The organism is Lutispora saccharofermentans (assembly GCF_024363565.1).
GTDB classification, from domain to species: Bacteria; Bacillota; Clostridia; order Lutisporales; family Lutisporaceae; genus Lutispora; species Lutispora saccharofermentans.
In genome coordinates this window covers 26,984-43,800 of sequence record NZ_JAJEKE010000010.1, presented here as the reverse complement: position 1 = coordinate 43,800, position 16,817 = coordinate 26,984, and the positions used below count along the sequence as shown (strand labels likewise).

Below are 16,817 nucleotides of genomic sequence, written 5' to 3'. Positions count from 1 at the left end.
AATAAGTGAAATAAATGCCAGGCTCAGAGGTTATTAGGTTATTGCATCTATTAATTTTAGTAATCTAATAACCTCTACGCACCTGACACCTTAAACCTTATCAGCTAGAAAAATTGCTGGCAGAAAACGACATATTGATTAAGCCTGGAGAGTACTCTTGCTTAAAGGGCAAGAACATAAAACTGTTTTAGCCTCTGCATATCAGGTATTCCTTAGTATTGCAATAGCTTTGAGGTTTATCAATATAAGTTTTTTATATTTTTATGATATAATATTGGAAAATGGCTCCTGTTTAAAAAACAAATATTTGATAACGGCATTATAAACAAAACACAGACAAGAGGAGATACGGCAAATGATTACAGGTGAAATCAAAAATAAAATTGACAAGATATGGACTGATATATGGGCGGGAGGAATTACTCAGCCTCTTACAGTAATTGAGCAGCTGACCTATTTGATGTTCATCCGCTCATTGGATGAAAAAGAAATTGAAAATGAAAGCCTTGAAGCGCTGGGCCTAGAGGCCGCTAAAAAGGTTTTCCCTCAGACAGACGAAGGACAGGCAATGCGCTGGTCCAAATTTAAGGATAAGGATGCAAGGGAAATATACGAGATAATCGGACAAAGGGTATTCCCTTTCATAAAAACCATGAATAATAACGAATCCTCTGCCTTTTCAAGATATATGGGAGATGCCATGTTCCTTATTCCAACACCTCAGGTATTGCAGAAAATCATTACCGGTTTGGATGAGTTGTATGAGCATGATATCAAGGATCATGATATGCAGGGAGATTTGTATGAATATATGCTAGGTAAATTGTCTGTTGCTGGTCAGAACGGACAATTCAGAACTCCTAAGCATATTCGTGATATGATGGTTAAATTATTAGCACCTACACCCGATGATAGGATCTGTGATCCGGCTTGCGGAACTGCAGGCTTTTTGGTTTCCTCTGCTGAATATATCAGGCAGAAGTATGAAAGCCAAATGACGGCAGAGCAGTGGCAAAGGTTTGAGGGAGATGCTTTTACTGGATTTGATACGGATAGGACCATGCTTCGATTGTCTGCAATGAATCTTATGCTGCACTCCATTACAAATCCACATATTAACTATGCAGACAGTGTTTCAAAGCGAAATGATATTTCTGATGTCTATGACGTTATTTTGGCAAATCCACCCTTTACAGGTACGATAGATGAAGAGAGCATACATGATAATCTGAAAGCAGTCTGTAATACTAAAAAGACTGAATTGCTATTTGTTGCCCTGTTCATCCGTATGCTCAACATTGGCGGAAGATGTGCCTGTATTGTTCCGGATGGAGTATTATTCGGCACAACAAAGGCACACAAAGCACTAAGGCAGGAGCTGGTTGAGAATCAGAACCTGCAAGCAATTATCTCTATGCCCAGCGGTGTATTTAAGCCATATGCGGGAGTTTCTACTGCAGTATTGGTATTTTCAAAGACCAATGCAGGGGGAACGGATAAGGTATGGTTCTATGATATGAAGTCTGACGGATTTTCCTTGGATGATAAGAGAAATGATTTGGGCAATGACGGGGATATATCGGATATTGTTGCCAGATTCCATAACCTTAAGGATGAAGCAGACAGAAAGAGAACAGAGCAGAGCTTTCTTGTTGATAAGGAAGAAATCAAGAGCAATGACTATGATTTATCCATTAACCGATATAAAGAGATTGAATATGAGAAGGTAGAATATGATCCCCCAGAGGTTATAATGGCTCGCCTTGATGAATTGGCTATTGATTTAGGCAGCAAGATGGAGGAACTGAGGGGGCTGTTGGAGAATGAGTAAGTGGAAGCTGGTTAAGTTGGGGGAAGTATGCGAATTTATCAGAAATGGTGCGAGCATTAAGCAAGGTAAAAATAGAAATGGATATCCTATTACACGTATTGAAACTATCTCAAACTGTATAGTTGATCGGAACAAAATGGGATATGCTGGAATTGGGGAATTGGGAAAATATAAGGAGTATGTATTAAATTCAGGTGATATTCTAATGTCACATATTAATAGCGAAAAACACTTAGGAAAAGTTGCTTATTATGAAAATAGGAATGAAGAGACTATAATACATGGTATGAATTTGCTTTGTTTGAGACTAAAACAACAAAAGGTTAGATATAAGTATGTATTCTATTTTTTAAATTCTTCATTTTTTAGAAGACAAATTCCTAATATAACAAAGAAATCTGTTAATCAGGCTAGTTTTACGGTAACTGCATTAAAAGAATTAATTATGATATTACCTCCCCTTGACATCCAAAAGCATATTGCAAATACCTTAGATAAGACACAGGAAATTATAGATGGTCACAAAAAACAGCTTGAAGAACTTGATAATTTGATTAAAGCAACTTTTTATGATATGTTTGGTGATCCGGTTACGAATGAAAAAGGATGGAAAATTTATAAATTAAAAAATATTATTAATGGTACGCCACAAAATGGATTGTATAAGCCTGCAAGTGAATATGTGAATGATGGAACAGGTATTCCAATATTAAGAATAGATGCTTTTTATAATGGAAAGATTACTAATATTTCCAAATTGAAAAGATTAAATTGTATAGCTGAAGAAATTGATAAATATAAACTAAAAGAAAATGACATTGTTATTAATAGAGTAAATAGTATTGAATATTTGGGGAAAAGTGCTTTGATAAAAGGATTAGGAGAAGATACTGTTTTTGAATCAAATATGATGAGATTTTCTGTAGACGATACAATAATAAATGTAAATTTTTTAATAGAGCAACTATGCTCTACTTATATATATATGCAAGTTCTTGGCCATGCGAAAAAATCAGTTAATCAAGCAAGCATTAATCAAAAAGATGTTCAAGATTTGGATATTATTGTCCCTCCCCTAGACCTCCAAAACAAATTTGCCAAGATAATAACTAACATAGAACAACAAAAATCCCTGGTAAAACAATCAATCACAGAAAGCCAAAACCTATTCAATGGCCTTATGAGCAAATATTTCGATTAAGGAAAGCAGGTGTTTATATGGCATCTAATTTTGAATTTCTAAAAAATATAGCCGAATATCAGCTATTTGCTAATGCTTGCATAGATGCAGAAAATGTCCTGACAATTTCCCCCTCTATGTCGGCTGTAGCAAGCAGAAAAGCCTTTGAATTAGCTGTGAGATGGGTATATTCCGCAGATTCAACTATTAATAAGCCATATAAGGACAACCTTCAGGCTTTGATTCACGAAGAGTCTTTTAGATATGCAGTAGACCCGTCCACCTGGGCGAAGCTGCAGTATATTATAAAGATTGGCAATCTGGCAGTTCATACAGAGAAATCTATTTCTCAGAGTGATGCCATTCTTTCTCTTTCCATTTTATTTGAATTTGTAGAATGGATTGATTATTGCTATGGCTCAGATTATCAAGAGAGAAAGTTTAATGAAGCACTGATACCAAAAGCAACGGATAACATAGAACTGGCTAAGAAAATAAAAGCCAAATTATCAAATCAAATAAAAGAATTTAAAGAGAAGACAGATAAGCTGATAGATGAAAAGGATAAAGAAATCGCAAGACTTGTCGCAGAGCTGCAGAAAAAGAGCGCGGAATATACTGCTAACAAGGATGAACATAAGGCGGATAGGGAGTTCACACCAGAAGATTTGTCGGAATATGAAACAAGAAAAAAATATATTGATGTAGACTTGAAAGCCTTGGGCTGGCAGTTTTCCCAAAGTACAAGAAGAGATTGTGTAGAGGAAGAAATGCCGGTTGTGGGTATGCCAAAAGAATTAGGCTCTGGCAGCGGATTTGTAGATTATGTCCTTTGGGGTAAAGATGGAACGCCTATTGGTCTGATTGAAGCTAAGAGAAGCTTTAAAGATGCAAGGAAAGGCACACATCAAGCCTGGTTATATGCCAATTGTATCGAGCAAATGACAGGATATCGACCTATTATATTTAACACCAACGGTTATGACTGGTTTATCTGGGATGATAAGACCGGACCTCAAAGACGTGTCAGCGGTATATTTTCAAGAGATGATTTACAGAGAATTTTCAACAGAAGGTTTTCAAGAAAGAAACTTGATGAAATAGAAATTGATGATAAGATTACGGACAGATATTATCAGAAGCAGGCTATAAGGGCAGTTTGCGAAAATATAGAAAAGGGCCATATGCGCTCACTTCTTGTCATGGCAACGGGAACTGGAAAGACGAGAACTTCCTCAAGTTTAACTGACGTTCTTTCCAGAGGCGGTTATATTACAAATACATTGTTTTTGGCAGACAGAACCGCATTAGTAAGACAGGCAAAGGATGACTTCAAGAACTATCTTCCTGATATGTCCCTTTGCAACCTTTTATCTAATAAAGACGATAAGAATGCAAGGATAGTGTTCTCAACCTATCCGACAATGCTTAATGCTATTGACAGTGCCAGAAATGAGGATGGCAGCCGATTGTTTACTCCTGCTCATTTTGATCTTATCATTGTGGATGAGAGTCATAGAAGTATCTTTAAAAAGTATAAGGCTATTTTTGACTATTTTGATGCCTATTTGGTAGGGCTCACAGCCACTCCAAGAGCAGATGTACATAGCAGTACTTATGAGTTTTTTGAGGTTGAAAAAAATGTCCCTACTTTTGCTTATGACTATGATACGGCAGTTAATAAGGATCATGTGCTGGTCCCTTTTCACAACATAGAAGTCACCACAAAATTCTTGTCAGAGGGCATTACCTATGATGATTTGTCACCGGAGGATAAAGAAAGATATGAGGAAGATTTTACAGATGAGGATGGGGAAATGCCAGAGGAGATTCCTGCTCCGGAAATTAATAAGTTCATTTTCAATCAGAATACGGTTGATAATGTTATCAATGACTTGATGACAAATGGATTGAAGGATGAGAGCGGAAACAGGTTAGGAAAAACTATCATATTTGCTCAGAACAAGACTCATGCTCAGTTTATTGTTGATAGGTTCAATGCACTGTATCCAGAATACAAAGGAGAATTCTGCAAACGAGTCGTATGTGACGATGACTATGCTCAGGATTTGATTGCACAATTTAAAAATCCTATCAAGGAGCCTCATATAGCAGTATCCGTTGATATGATGGATACAGGAATTGACGTGAGGGAAATAGTAAACCTTGTATTTTTCAAGCGTGTACGTTCAAAAATCAAGTTTTGGCAAATGATTGGCAGGGGTACAAGGATAAGGCCTGATCTTTTTGGTAAGGGAAAGGATAAAGAGTGCTTTTATATCTTCGATTATTTAGGCAACTTTGAATATTTCAGAGAGAATAAGAATGGCATTGAAGCGAGTGAGAACACTTCAACGGTATCAAGTATTTTTTCAAAAAGAATAAAGCTGATTTTTCATATGCAGTATGCTGCCTTTGCAGATAAAGAATATCAGGCATTGAGAGCTGCACTTATTGATGAAGTGTATGACCAGATAGCAAGGCTTACACTAGACAGAATAGATGTAAAGATGAAAAGGAAATACGTCGATAAATATAAATCCCAGGATGCTTTTATCTGCCTTTTCGAACAGGATAAATCAGATCTAATAGGAAATATTGCCGATCTTGTAACAATGACTGACAATGATGATAAAGCAGTTGAATTTGATAATCTGATGTATGGGATCATGCTGGCACAGTTGGAGGGTTCTAAGAGCCTGACAAGATTTAAAAATGCTGCTGTTTCAAAGGCTTCTATACTTTTGAAAAAAACTACAATCCCGCAGGTTAAAGCTAAAGTACCTATACTAAAAGAAGTTATAGAGGATGAATTTTGGGATAAACCGGATATTTTAAATTTTGAAAGAATCCGTATAGAGCTTAGGGACTTAATGAAGTTTGCAGTAACCGACGGGAGAGGTATATTTTATACAAATCTTCAGGATATGGAAACAGAACGTATCGAGTGCAAGGATTTTGAAATAAAGTATGATCTGGATAATTATAAGCAGAAGGTTAATAAATATATTGAGGAAAACAAGAACAATATAGCGATTCATAAATTGAGAAACAATATTCCTCTTACCAAATCTGATTACAAGATATTAGAAAAAATCTTTACAGGAGAGCTTGGCACCAAAGAGGATTACGAAAACAATTTTAAGGATACCCCATTTGGTCTGCTTGTCCGAAGAGTAGCAAAGATGGAGAGGGATGCCGCAATGCAAGCTTTCTCCTCCTTTATAAATGAACAGAATCTAAATGCAAATCAAATCGTATTTGTAAATAAAGTTATTGATTACATCGAACAAAACGGCTATGTGGAGAATGTGGCGGAGCTGACCAAACCACCCTTTGATAAGCCGCAAAGTTTTATAAAGTTATTTGATGCAGACAAACAGAAAAAGTTTGTTAACATAATTAATGAAGTTAAGGATAATGCGACGAAGATTATCAGTTAGTCTTTTTGCTAAGCCGGGAATCATTAAGCAATTAGGGTACAGCCAGCAAGCGCGTATGCGGAATCACTTAAGGCATTTCGCTTTACTCGTAGGGACAAGGCGCTCACCCTGGCATGCTTCAAAAGATCCGGCGCCTTGTCCACATCCGCATTGAATCCAAAAGGCCAGTTGCATGACCCTATCCCGTGACGGATTTCTTGAGCCTCTGAAAAGCTAATGCTCAAATTGCTCACGCCATAACTTGGTTATCAAGGCTTACATCTATGCTTATGATAAATGATGGATGATTTGAGCTAATATTGCATATGAAAAGAATAAATGTCGTATTGTTAGTACTGATAAAAAATGAGCAAGTTTAGAAGCAAAATGAAAAATTTTCTTAAAGTCGCAAAATTAAATATTTTGTCTAATTTTGACGATATAGAATTTGAGAAGAATAGAGGCATAAAAGTTTTTGAAGCGCGAATAATTTATGAAGGAGATTGCTATGAGAAATTTATGGAAATCAAAATTATCTGTTAGAAGAAGCATCAAAGCAAAAATCACCATATTTTTCATAATTATTGTGTTGTCAATTACTACTTTGCTTTCGGCTATACTATATTGGCAATGCGATAAGATGGTAACAAAAGAGGCGGCAGACCGGGCATATAAAACAGTGGAAGAGGCCGGCAAAACAATTAATATTGATGAGTTTATTAAGTTGAAGAAAGTAGAAGATGAAAGCAAGACCTCATATATTCAAATGAGAAAAAATCTTGAATATATTAGGGAGATAAGCGGAGCTAAATACCTCTTTACCATGAGAAAAAATGATGAAGGCAAATTTATGTATGTGGTTGACGGCTCTCCCATTGAGGAAATATCACATATTGGAGATGCTGAAGAACCTACACCGGAAAAAGAAAAGGCCTGGAGCGGTGAACCATATATTGCTGAAAAGATTCACTACGAGGAAGGATGGGGTTCATTTATCAGCTCGTATTATCCCTTGAAGGATGATCAGGGCGCAGTTGTAGGCTTTATAGGCGTTGACTATGATGTTGAAAGCGTTTATCTGGGACTTAACAAGTTCAAGAATATAAGCATTATAACACTTATGATGTTTGTTGTAATAATCTTTGTTGTAGGCCTAATATTTTCCGGCAGCATTTCAAAACCTGTTATGAATGCTGTAGAATACTCAAAGGAGCTTGCAAATTTAGACCTCCGAAACGATGTATCCCAGAAGGATTTGAAGCGAAAAGACGAATTTGGGGATTTGGCTCAGGCATTACATAGTATTGCAGACAGCTTTAGAAGTATTATAGGGAAAATCAGTACTTTTTCCGAACAATTGGCAGCAACCTCGCAGGAAATTACTGCAAACTCTCAAGAAGCGGCTACTGCAATAGAGGAAGTGTCAAAAACCGTAGAAGAGGTAGCCAACGGAGCAGCAGATCAAGCGCAAAATACGGAAAAAGGTGCTTCAAGGGCAGTATTGCTGGGAAATATTATAGATAATGATTTGGAATATGCAAGAAATATAAACAACACTGTGGGCGAGGTTATGGAAGCTGTAAATGAAGGACTCGCTGAAATTGAAAATCTTTCTAAGATCACGGAAGAAAACAATGTAGCCAGTAAGAATATTTCTGATGTGATCCTAAAAACAAATGATAGCTCAAATAAAATAAGCGAGGCAAGTAACTTTATTGCTTCTATTGCAGAGCAAACAAATTTATTAGCCCTAAATGCCGCCATAGAAGCAGCCAGAGCGGGCGAAGCGGGAAAAGGATTTGCAGTGGTATCGGATGAGATTAAAAAGATGTCCAATCAATCGGCAGATTCCACACGTGTCATCGAAGAAATCGTAAATGAACTGCAAATGAATTCACGAAATGCAGTAGATACAATGGGACGTATATCTGAAATCAAAAACCAGCAGACCCAAAGTGTTAAACAAAGCAATGAGCGATATAAACTCATAGAAAAAGCTATGAAAGAATCTCAAAATGCTATACTGAAATTAGATGCTTCAGGGAAAGAAATGTATGACATGAAAAATGAAATATTGGCTAATTTACAAAATTTATCTGCCATTGCAGAGGAAAATTCTGCAGCTACCCAGGAAGTAACAGCATCTATAGAAGAACAGGCTGCATCTATGGAGAATATTGCAACCGCCAGTGAAAATCTGTCTCAAATGGCTCAGGAACTAAGAAGTGCAATTATGAAGTTTAAAATATAAGCATTGACAACTATGAAACGGGCAGCCGAATGGCCGCCCGTTTCTGTATATAATTTAAATAATTTCTCAAATTGATACATTTCGTTTACAATTTCGATATAACCTTAGTACCCGGAATCTTAAATCTTTTTAATAAAAAACTTTCTGATATGGTTTCTATAACACTTAAAAGTGTTTAATAGAAAGTAATAAGTTAAAGTATAACATTGCCGGTTAGGTAATATTATGCTTTTTTTATTGCAATGTTATGTTTATAAAGATTTAGATATACAAATATTTGATGAATTATATATTAAGGTCTTTGGTATTGATAGCTTACTTGATGGAGAACGGTACTATTTAACTGGTGAGAAAGGTGCCGGAAAAACCGCTATGCTTATTTATACTGCTCTAAAAGCTGAGCAGTTATCTAAGCAGCCAATCCATCAAGTTCAGATGACGGATTCCGTTATAGTTTGTTCCGGCTCCGATTTCATCCAGTGTTAAAAGGATCTTAGGATAATGATCCGGAATTTTCTCCAATGGCTCCGATTCACGTTTTGCTACATCCTTTATAAGAATAGTGTTGTAAATTCCATCGATGTAAGGGGTTATGACAGCTTCATTGCGCTCAAGCATTGCTACATAAGGGAAGGAGCCAAAATGAAGATAATCATTGAAGTTTTCTCGTGTGCTTTTTCTATTTCCATCAACAGCTTCACAGTATTCTTTGAATGAAAGAGGCAGCATATCCACGGTAATGTATCGCCCTGACAGCAGTGTAGCAAGCTCACCGGACAGCATATAAGCATTGGAGCCTGTAATATAAATGTCTGTATTTGGCTTAATAAAAAGGCTGTCTACAGCTTTTTCAAATCCCATGCAGAAAAAAGTATAGGATTGTATAAAGTTTTTATTGAAGGGAGATTACTGCTAAGGCCAGAGCAGCAGAAAAGCATTATTGCATGAAAAATGGGGCAAGTGGTTTTCCCTTTATCGAGGACGGAAACTTCGTTGAAATATTTAGAAGGATTGCTGGACTAAGGGGAGACAATATTGTCATGTGATATGGATAAGGAGGATGTTATAGTGTGTACAAAGTTTTGATAACAAAAAATGGCCATGCTACATATATAATAACAGGGGAATAAATATTAAGGAGAAGGGGGTGATACTTTGGAAAGAGTATACGATTCCCGAGGCAGAGTATATGGCTATGTTGATGAAGATGTTATCTATGATGGAGACAACCGTATTGCTGGCTACACCGATGGTTCTATGATATACGATGCATATAGAGTTCCTATGGCATATGTAGGTGATGGATATGTTTATACAATGGATGGTATGCCTATAGGGCAGTACAGAGGATACAATTTATATGATATGAGCGGCAGTTATTTAGGATATGGAAATCAGGGATTTAGGGGATTGTTAGGTGCCATCCTTCTTCTATTGCTTCTTAGACGAGCTTTCAGACCCAGATTTATATTCTAAATCCTATGATGTTGAATGATTAATAGGACAAAGCTGCAATAGTAGCCCCCTGCTTTGCAGCAGAAATCTTTCACTAACAAAATATACTATATAGACTTGTCCTTATTGAGATAACATCTCTGGATTTTTTCCTCGGGGTGTTATCTTAGTTTAATACCCCATTATCTATCCGGCTTTTATGCTATAATAAAATAAGCATAAATTGCTTGAAAAAGCAGGAATATGAAGACTACAAAGATTATTGATGCAATTATGAAGCTGCCGAAAGGAATTTGAGAATGAAATTAAGCGTTGAATATGGCACACAGACAATTGAGTTTGAGGTAGAGTACAAAAAGAGAAAAACCTTGGGTATCAGAATAGCTCCGCCAGGAGTTATAAATATAAAAGCTCCGGTAGGTGTCGGAGAAGATAGAGTTTTGGAAATCGTTAAATCAAAGGCAAAATGGATAGTACAAAAACTATCTGAGATAAAGCATTTGGAAGGTCAAAAAAGGAACAGGCAATATGTAGACGGTGAAACTTTCTTATATATGGGGGCAGAATATCCGCTTAAGATTATATATGATGAAGCATATAGGAAACCCGTGGCCAAGCTGGAAAATGGCAGCCTCTGTGTTTATACCGGTGCTAAAGGCGAAGAACTAATAAAGTCAGCGTTAACAGACTGGTACAAGGATAAAGCCAAGGAAAAAATCTGCGAGAGAATAGAGTATTATCAGCCTTTCTTCAATATTACACCTGCACAGATAAAGGTAAAAGAGCAAAAGAAGAGATGGGGCAGCTGCACCTCTAAAAGAGTTCTGCTTTTTAATTGGAGGATCATCATGGCGCCGCTGAATGTGATGGACTATATCATAGTCCATGAAATGTGCCACCTTATACATATGGATCATTCCAAGAATTTCTGGAGTCTGGTGAAGAGCATATTGCCGGATTATGAAGAGCGAAAGCTGTGGCTGAAGATGAATGGAGCAGCTATGAATTTATAAAACCTATAGAGGCAGGGTATTTATACCTTACACCTGCGTATTAAAATCGATACTTGCAGAGATGGGGGAAATCTTTGCCTCGTTATAATTTTTTGTTATTATTAGAGATAATAAACGATTAAGCGAAAAGAGGCGGGATTGATGAAAATAGTTATAGCATCAGACTCATATAAAGGCAGCTTGAACAGCGGCGAGGTTGCCGGTGCCATAGAGAAGGGCATCAAAAATGTAATGGAAGCCGAAATTGTGAAAATGATCATAGCCGACGGAGGGGAAGGCACCGTAGATGCGCTGGTGGATGCAAGAGGGGGAAGCTATGGGCATATGGTCGTGTCTGACCCCCTGGGAAGAAGTATAAACGCAAAATACGGTGTGATAGGTGATGCTGCAGTGATAGAAATGGCTGCTGCTTCCGGTATCACCCTCCTTAAGGAAGAGGAGAGAAATCCTCTCATAACCACTACCTTTGGGACGGGCCAGCTTATAAAAGGGGCATTGGACTCAGGCTGCAGAAGGATATATATCGGCATAGGCGGCAGTGCTACAAATGACGGAGGCTTGGGGATGGCTCAAGCTCTGGGCGTATCCTTTACCGACAAAGCCGGAAATGAGCTTGGAAGCGGGGGAGGCGAATTGAGCAAATTATACGATATCGATATAAAAAATCTTGACCCTCGCATTAAGAATACAGAAATAATAATAATATCAGATGTAACAAATCCACTGTGCGGTGAGAAGGGAGCATCCAATGTCTACGGGCCTCAGAAGGGTGCAGATAAGGAAATGATAAAGACCCTTGACAATAATTTGCTGCACTATGCGGATGTGATAAAAGAAAGGCTGCATAAGGATATATTGAATATTCCCGGCTCCGGAGCTGCGGGAGGCCTTGGAGCAGGGCTTATTGCCATGCTCAACGCCAAGCTTTGCAGAGGCATAGAGACAGTTCTCGATCTGATCGGCATAGATGGACATTTAAAAGGCTCGGATTTAGTCATAACGGGAGAAGGGAAGATAGATGGGCAGTCTATATTCGGCAAGGTGCCTGTAGGTGTGGGCAAAAGGGCTATGAAGTACAATGTCCCTGTCATAGCCATAGTAGGCAGTGTTGGAGAAGATTATGAAAAGGTATATGAACATGGCATAAATGCGGTAATAGATATAGTGAACAGGCCTATGAAGCTGAGCGAGGCCGTAGAAAATGCTTCTTATCTGATCGAAAAAGCTGCGGAAAATGCTATGAGGATATACAGTATAAACAGAAGAGCATAAAATATAAAGGGGCTGTTGCATAATGCAATCAACTTGTCATTACGAAGGAGCAAAGCGACTGAAGAATCTTTTTATTGCAATGTCTTAAAGATTCTTCGCTGTGCTCAGAACTACTACGCGTTACCCACACCACGATAAACGAAAACATATCTGGTCATTCTGAGAGCACAGCTCGAAGAATCTCAAATTAGATCCTTCGGGCGCAGCCCTCAGGATGACAAGAAAGCCGGTCTTTCATAACAATGACAAAATTGGAGTTTTGCGACACTCCCTTTAGCTTAAAAAGCTTCGTATATGGCCTTTATGGCTTTTTCGAAGTCGGCATTCTCGATGCCTACAATTATGTTCAATTCGCTGGAGCCCTGGGTGATCATCCTTATATTGATGCCCTCCCTGGCCAAAGCGGTAAAAACCCTGGCGGATATACCCTTTGTCTTTATCATACCCCTTCCCACCACAGCAATTAGAGCCATATTGGGATAGCATATGATTGAATCGGGATTGCAGTAAATGCGTATTTCCTCCATCACCTTTTCCAGCTTGGAATTCAGCTCTAAATCAGAAATAATCAACGATACGGAATCTATTCCGGAGGGCATATGCTCCACAGCGATATCATTGGTCTCCAGTATGGACATAAGCTTGCGGAAAAAGCCTTTGTCCGCTCCCATCAAGGTTTTTTCTATGGATATAACAGTGAAATCTTTTTTACCGGCAACTCCTGTTATTGTGCCTGAGTAGCTGACCGGAGACAAATCGTTGAGTATCATCGTGCCCGCATCTTCCGGGGAGTTGGTATTCTTTATGCTGATGGGTATGCCTGCTTCCTTTGCTGGGAAAATGGCCTCCTCATGAAGCACCGAAGCACCCATATAGGATAGCTCTCTGAGCTCCTTATATGTGATCCTTTCGATGCCCTTAGGATTTTTTACGATACGGGGATCTGCCATGAGAAAGCCTGATACATCAGTCCAGTTTTCATAAAGCTCTGCCTCTACTCCTCTGGCGACGATGGAGCCTGTTACATCAGAGCCTCCCCGGGAGAAGGTCCTGATCTGGCCATCGGGCATCGAACCATAAAATCCGGGAATTATTGCGTGAGATACTCCTGCCAATCTGGACTGCACTTTTTTCTGAGTGGCTTCCGAATCAAACTTGCCTCTTTTATCGAATAGAACTAATTCTGCAGCATCAATAAATTCATAGCTCAGATAATGAGAAAGTATGATTGCATTCAAATATTCGCCCCGGCTTGCTGCATAATCCCTGGAGGCGCCACGTTGAATTTTTTCCTTAACATCATTTAGAATACCATCGATACCGAAATGCAAATTTAGATCCTCGCATATATCCTTGTATCTTTTTTCGATGATGCAATAAACCTCATCGAAGCTGAGTTCGTGAGCTGCAAGCTGCTGGCACATATAAAGCAGATCTGTGATCTTATGATCCTTTTTATCACGCTTGCCGGGTGCCGAAGGGATGATATACCTCCTTCTGGCATCGGATTCCACAATTTTTTTTACTTTTGCAAACTGCCGGCTGTCGGCCAGAGAACTGCCGCCGAATTTTGCTACAATTATATTCTTCAATTTAATTGCCCCCTAAACATCCAAATTAAAAATAATATAAAAAGCACCCATCCCGGATAGGATGAGAGCTTATATAGGCTCTTCCCAATCATTATTTTCTATTTTATGACGATTAACGCGCTGTGTCAAGCTACAAATTACATATGTACGCCAAAATGGACAATACCTTAAAAAAATTCGGATATCGCCGGAAAGCAGCAGAAATAAATACTAAAAAAGGTAATATGTGCAATAGGTTCGGCTATATAAGCAATATATGATATAATATAATCAGCAGGCGAATTACATTTTAACTTATGCTGAGTATATAGGAGTTAGGCGGAGCTCAATATCCGTATGCCTGGCTCTTGTTTTTTTAATATTGATAAACGTGGAGGGTATGAAAAATGAATTTAGAATTGATATTTAATTTACAACAAAAAGAGGCAAAGAGTATTTTGCCGACAGTATTGGAAAAGATTAAAGATAAAGAGGGGTTTGTAGCGGAAATACAGGACAATGCAATCAAGGGCGATTTTACATCTTTATATATTGTTTCCCGAAACAAAGATTTTTTTGACCAGGGGTTTGTTAACAGCAATGATTTCAGGCTAAATGCCATAAGTGAAATAATAAAGATAATCAAAGACGAAGGGGGAGATACTTCATTCCAGAACCAAATCATAAATTATATCATGCAGGTGAGAGAGAATAATTTTTTGATATATGTCTTAGACAACATATTATATAAGGAAGAATACTTTACCGCCAAAAATATTCAAGTCTTTATTTCGACCTTATCCGGCGAATTTAAGGCTTCAAAACTGGATGATGAGCAAAAGGAAAGGCTGCAATCCGTAATATACAAACACTTCATAAATTTAAAGGCGGAGACGCAAGAATCGCTTTTGAGAATGCTGGAAGTTCTAAAAATAGTTGACTTATATAAAACTGCAGCACTTTTTAATACTGCTGAGGGGACTATCAGAAAAAACCTGGCGGATACTGTGAAGAACTATATACCTTATGAAAAGGGCTCCGAGGCCATAAATGCTTTAAATATATTGAATGCTGATTCGGCTGTAGATGAGAATAGCATGCTGATATTCATTATAGCTTTGGGCAAATATGAATCCGGTAAGATTATCTCCATCATAAAGAAGCTTAAGAGCAATGACACTGTATATGAATATGCCGTAAAAATGATAAGAGAGCTGATGGATGAAAGGATAATTGATGAGAGCAAGTTTTCCAATGCTTTGAAGATGGTTTCGCAATAATAGAAAAGAGATTCCATTAAATGGAATCTCTCTAAGAAACCTTTTCTTTAAAGAAGTCTGTGTCTTCGATTCTGCTGAATCCTACTGATTCATAGAACTTAATGAGCCTGTTTTTTAAAGCAACCATTTTCTCGTCTTTTGGGTTCATTATATATTCTACTTTACCGTCTATTTTCTCCAAGGGACCGGGCATAAGATAGATATATAGTATCTCTTTACTGATGCCATGCAAGAAGTCAGGAAGGACTTGAAAAATCTTTTTACCCAAGCCCTGGCCTCTGAATCCCTTTTCTATAAACAGTTCAGTAATATAAAAGGCTGTGCCTGCAGATTTATTTCTTGATAACACTTGCACAAAGAAGCTTTTGATTTCTTCTTCATCTTCCTTGTCCTCAAATTTCAAGACTTTTAATGCTTCATCACCTTTCAATTCATTGAAAATATTGCTTACATCCAGCAATACTCCCCTGATATAACCTACTTTTTGGGTTTTTTCAATGATATGAATGGTCATCTGTTTTTTATACTCCCATAGCTTTAAGATTTTCTTATCGCTATGGTCATTACTGGGGTCGTCCGTTTCCATAAAAAATTACACCTCTAATCTGATTCCTAAATATATGTTAGTAGATTTTCATCCAAAAAACAAAGCCCATTTTTTCGGAAAAGCTATCAAATATCAGAAGCTTTCATCGTTTGATTTGTAAAAATATCAGCAGGGTCATATTTATTCCGTATATCTAAAGAAAGTATAAGTTTTCACAGCAAAATATATGATAATATATAAATGAAAAGGAAAGTCATACATAGGTGTTGAAATATTAATATATGATGGAATGAAAAGATTTTCCTGGGAAAGGAGGATTCCATGAAGAGGATTGTTGCATTTACCGGCGCCGGCATATCCAAAGCCAGCGGGATACCTACATTTCAGGATATGGATGGGATCAGAGAAAAGCTGAGCTTAGATTATTTCATGTCCGATACGAAGGATTTCTATGATGTTCTGCAGGGGATGAAGAGGAATGTGGATAAAGCCCTGCCAAATGCAGCTCACATAGCCATAGCCGATCATGATATACCTGTGGTCACTATGAACATAGACGGGCTCCATAAAAGAGCAGGAAGCAAAAAGGTTATTGAAGTGCATGGAAATCTGGATTATGTTTTCTGTATGAAATGCGGAAAGGAATATGACTTTTCATGCATTGACGATTCTATATACTGCGCACAATGCAACGGACTGTTAAAGCCGGAGGTTGTTCTTTATGGAGAGATGATCGCAAAATACCATGAGGCCATTAGCCTCATAAGCTCCGCTGACGAGCTGCTGGTAGTTGGGACATCTTTTTACACCTCTACTTCATCGATCATGGTGGAAGCGGCAGAGGCGGCGGGAGCAAAGGTCACAACCATCAATATGGATGCGGAGACTGAAGTGCCCGGGTATTTGCGCCGCTGCATAGAAGGGGATTAGTCCAGTAATAAACTTGCAATGCTGATGCGTAATATAAATAATGCGAAGCATTTTTTATGTCTCTG

Annotated in this window: 12 protein-coding genes; 9 read left to right on the top strand and 3 right to left on the bottom strand. The window is 38.0% G+C overall.

Going from position 1 to position 16,817, the window contains the following annotated elements; all coding sequences use genetic code 11:
* Positions 1-355 precede the first annotated feature (355 nt).
* The 4 genes from LJD61_RS11870 to LJD61_RS11855 all read left to right on the top strand — a co-directional run bounded on the left by LJD61_RS11870 (position 356) and on the right by LJD61_RS11855 (position 8,684).
* Positions 356-1,831, top strand: coding sequence for a type I restriction-modification system subunit M (locus LJD61_RS11870; protein WP_255227761.1), 1,476 nt, complete (start codon positions 356-358; stop codon positions 1,829-1,831).
* Positions 1,824-3,032 carry a restriction endonuclease subunit S gene (locus tag LJD61_RS11865; protein ID WP_255227760.1) on the top strand — a complete coding sequence of 403 codons (1,209 nt, stop codon included), beginning with the start codon at positions 1,824-1,826 and terminating at the stop codon, positions 3,030-3,032. The genes LJD61_RS11870 and LJD61_RS11865 overlap by 8 nt, the downstream gene beginning before the upstream one ends.
* 17 nt (positions 3,033-3,049) lie before the next feature.
* Positions 3,050-6,454: a DEAD/DEAH box helicase family protein gene (locus LJD61_RS11860; protein ID WP_255227759.1), complete on the top strand. Its 3,405-nt coding sequence runs from the start codon at positions 3,050-3,052 to the stop codon at positions 6,452-6,454.
* A 487-nt stretch (positions 6,455-6,941) separates the two neighbouring features.
* Complete coding sequence (locus tag LJD61_RS11855; RefSeq protein ID WP_255227758.1) at positions 6,942-8,684, top strand: methyl-accepting chemotaxis protein; 1,743 nt, start codon at positions 6,942-6,944, stop codon at positions 8,682-8,684.
* Between the two features lie 405 nt (positions 8,685-9,089).
* Here LJD61_RS11855 and LJD61_RS11850 read toward each other — a convergent pair whose 3' ends face one another.
* On the bottom strand, positions 9,090-9,545 hold the full coding sequence (locus LJD61_RS11850; protein ID WP_255227757.1) for an AAA family ATPase: 456 nt from the start codon (positions 9,543-9,545) through the stop codon (positions 9,090-9,092).
* A gap of 294 nt (positions 9,546-9,839) precedes the next feature.
* Here LJD61_RS11850 and LJD61_RS11845 point away from each other — a divergent pair, with 294 nt between their 5' ends.
* The 3 genes from LJD61_RS11845 (at position 9,840) to LJD61_RS11835 (ending at position 12,424) form a co-directional block, all read left to right on the top strand.
* A complete protein-coding gene (locus tag LJD61_RS11845; RefSeq protein WP_255227756.1) occupies positions 9,840-10,160 on the top strand; it encodes a 5-fold beta-flower protein in 321 nt (106 codons plus the stop codon).
* 278 nt (positions 10,161-10,438) lie between these two features.
* Positions 10,439-11,152 carry a M48 family metallopeptidase gene (locus LJD61_RS11840; RefSeq protein WP_255227755.1) on the top strand — a complete coding sequence of 238 codons (714 nt, stop codon included), beginning with the start codon at positions 10,439-10,441 and terminating at the stop codon, positions 11,150-11,152.
* Positions 11,153-11,293: 141 nt separating this feature from the next.
* Positions 11,294-12,424, top strand: coding sequence for a glycerate kinase (locus tag LJD61_RS11835; RefSeq protein ID WP_255227754.1), 1,131 nt, complete (start codon positions 11,294-11,296; stop codon positions 12,422-12,424).
* 278 nt (positions 12,425-12,702) lie between these two features.
* Here the strand turns inward: LJD61_RS11835 and LJD61_RS11830 are convergent, their stop codons facing one another.
* On the bottom strand, positions 12,703-14,016 hold the full coding sequence (locus LJD61_RS11830) for an aspartate kinase (protein ID WP_255227753.1): 1,314 nt from the start codon (positions 14,014-14,016) through the stop codon (positions 12,703-12,705).
* A gap of 386 nt (positions 14,017-14,402) precedes the next feature.
* On the opposite strand from LJD61_RS11830, the gene LJD61_RS11825 reads away from it, so the two are divergent.
* The gene (locus LJD61_RS11825) at positions 14,403-15,275 is read left to right on the top strand and encodes a hypothetical protein (RefSeq protein WP_255227752.1); all 873 of its coding nucleotides are present in this window, start codon (positions 14,403-14,405) and stop codon (positions 15,273-15,275) included.
* A gap of 31 nt (positions 15,276-15,306) precedes the next feature.
* Here the strand turns inward: LJD61_RS11825 and LJD61_RS11820 are convergent, their stop codons facing one another.
* On the bottom strand, positions 15,307-15,861 hold the full coding sequence (locus LJD61_RS11820) for a hypothetical protein (RefSeq protein ID WP_255227751.1): 555 nt from the start codon (positions 15,859-15,861) through the stop codon (positions 15,307-15,309).
* Between the two features lie 282 nt (positions 15,862-16,143).
* Here LJD61_RS11820 and LJD61_RS11815 point away from each other — a divergent pair, with 282 nt between their 5' ends.
* Positions 16,144-16,752: an SIR2 family NAD-dependent protein deacylase gene (locus LJD61_RS11815; RefSeq protein WP_255227750.1), complete on the top strand. Its 609-nt coding sequence runs from the start codon at positions 16,144-16,146 to the stop codon at positions 16,750-16,752.
* The last annotated feature ends 65 nt before the right edge of the window (positions 16,753-16,817 follow it).

Bases quoted from the DNA above. Each gene is read 5' to 3' on its own strand.
- LJD61_RS11870 (WP_255227761.1), top strand. From the start codon at position 356: ATGATTACAGGTGAAATCAAAAATAAAATTGACAAGATATGGACTGAT.
- LJD61_RS11865 (WP_255227760.1), top strand. From the start codon at position 1,824: ATGAGTAAGTGGAAGCTGGTTAAGTTGGGGGAAGTATGCGAATTTATC.
- LJD61_RS11860 (WP_255227759.1), top strand. From the start codon at position 3,050: ATGGCATCTAATTTTGAATTTCTAAAAAATATAGCCGAATATCAGCTA.
- LJD61_RS11855 (WP_255227758.1), top strand. From the start codon at position 6,942: ATGAGAAATTTATGGAAATCAAAATTATCTGTTAGAAGAAGCATCAAA.
- LJD61_RS11850 (WP_255227757.1), bottom strand. From the start codon at position 9,545: ATGGGATTTGAAAAAGCTGTAGACAGCCTTTTTATTAAGCCAAATACA.
- LJD61_RS11840 (WP_255227755.1), top strand. From the start codon at position 10,439: ATGAAATTAAGCGTTGAATATGGCACACAGACAATTGAGTTTGAGGTA.
- LJD61_RS11835 (WP_255227754.1), top strand. From the start codon at position 11,294: ATGAAAATAGTTATAGCATCAGACTCATATAAAGGCAGCTTGAACAGC.
- LJD61_RS11825 (WP_255227752.1), top strand. From the start codon at position 14,403: ATGAATTTAGAATTGATATTTAATTTACAACAAAAAGAGGCAAAGAGT.
- LJD61_RS11820 (WP_255227751.1), bottom strand. From the start codon at position 15,861: ATGGAAACGGACGACCCCAGTAATGACCATAGCGATAAGAAAATCTTA.
- LJD61_RS11815 (WP_255227750.1), top strand. From the start codon at position 16,144: ATGAAGAGGATTGTTGCATTTACCGGCGCCGGCATATCCAAAGCCAGC.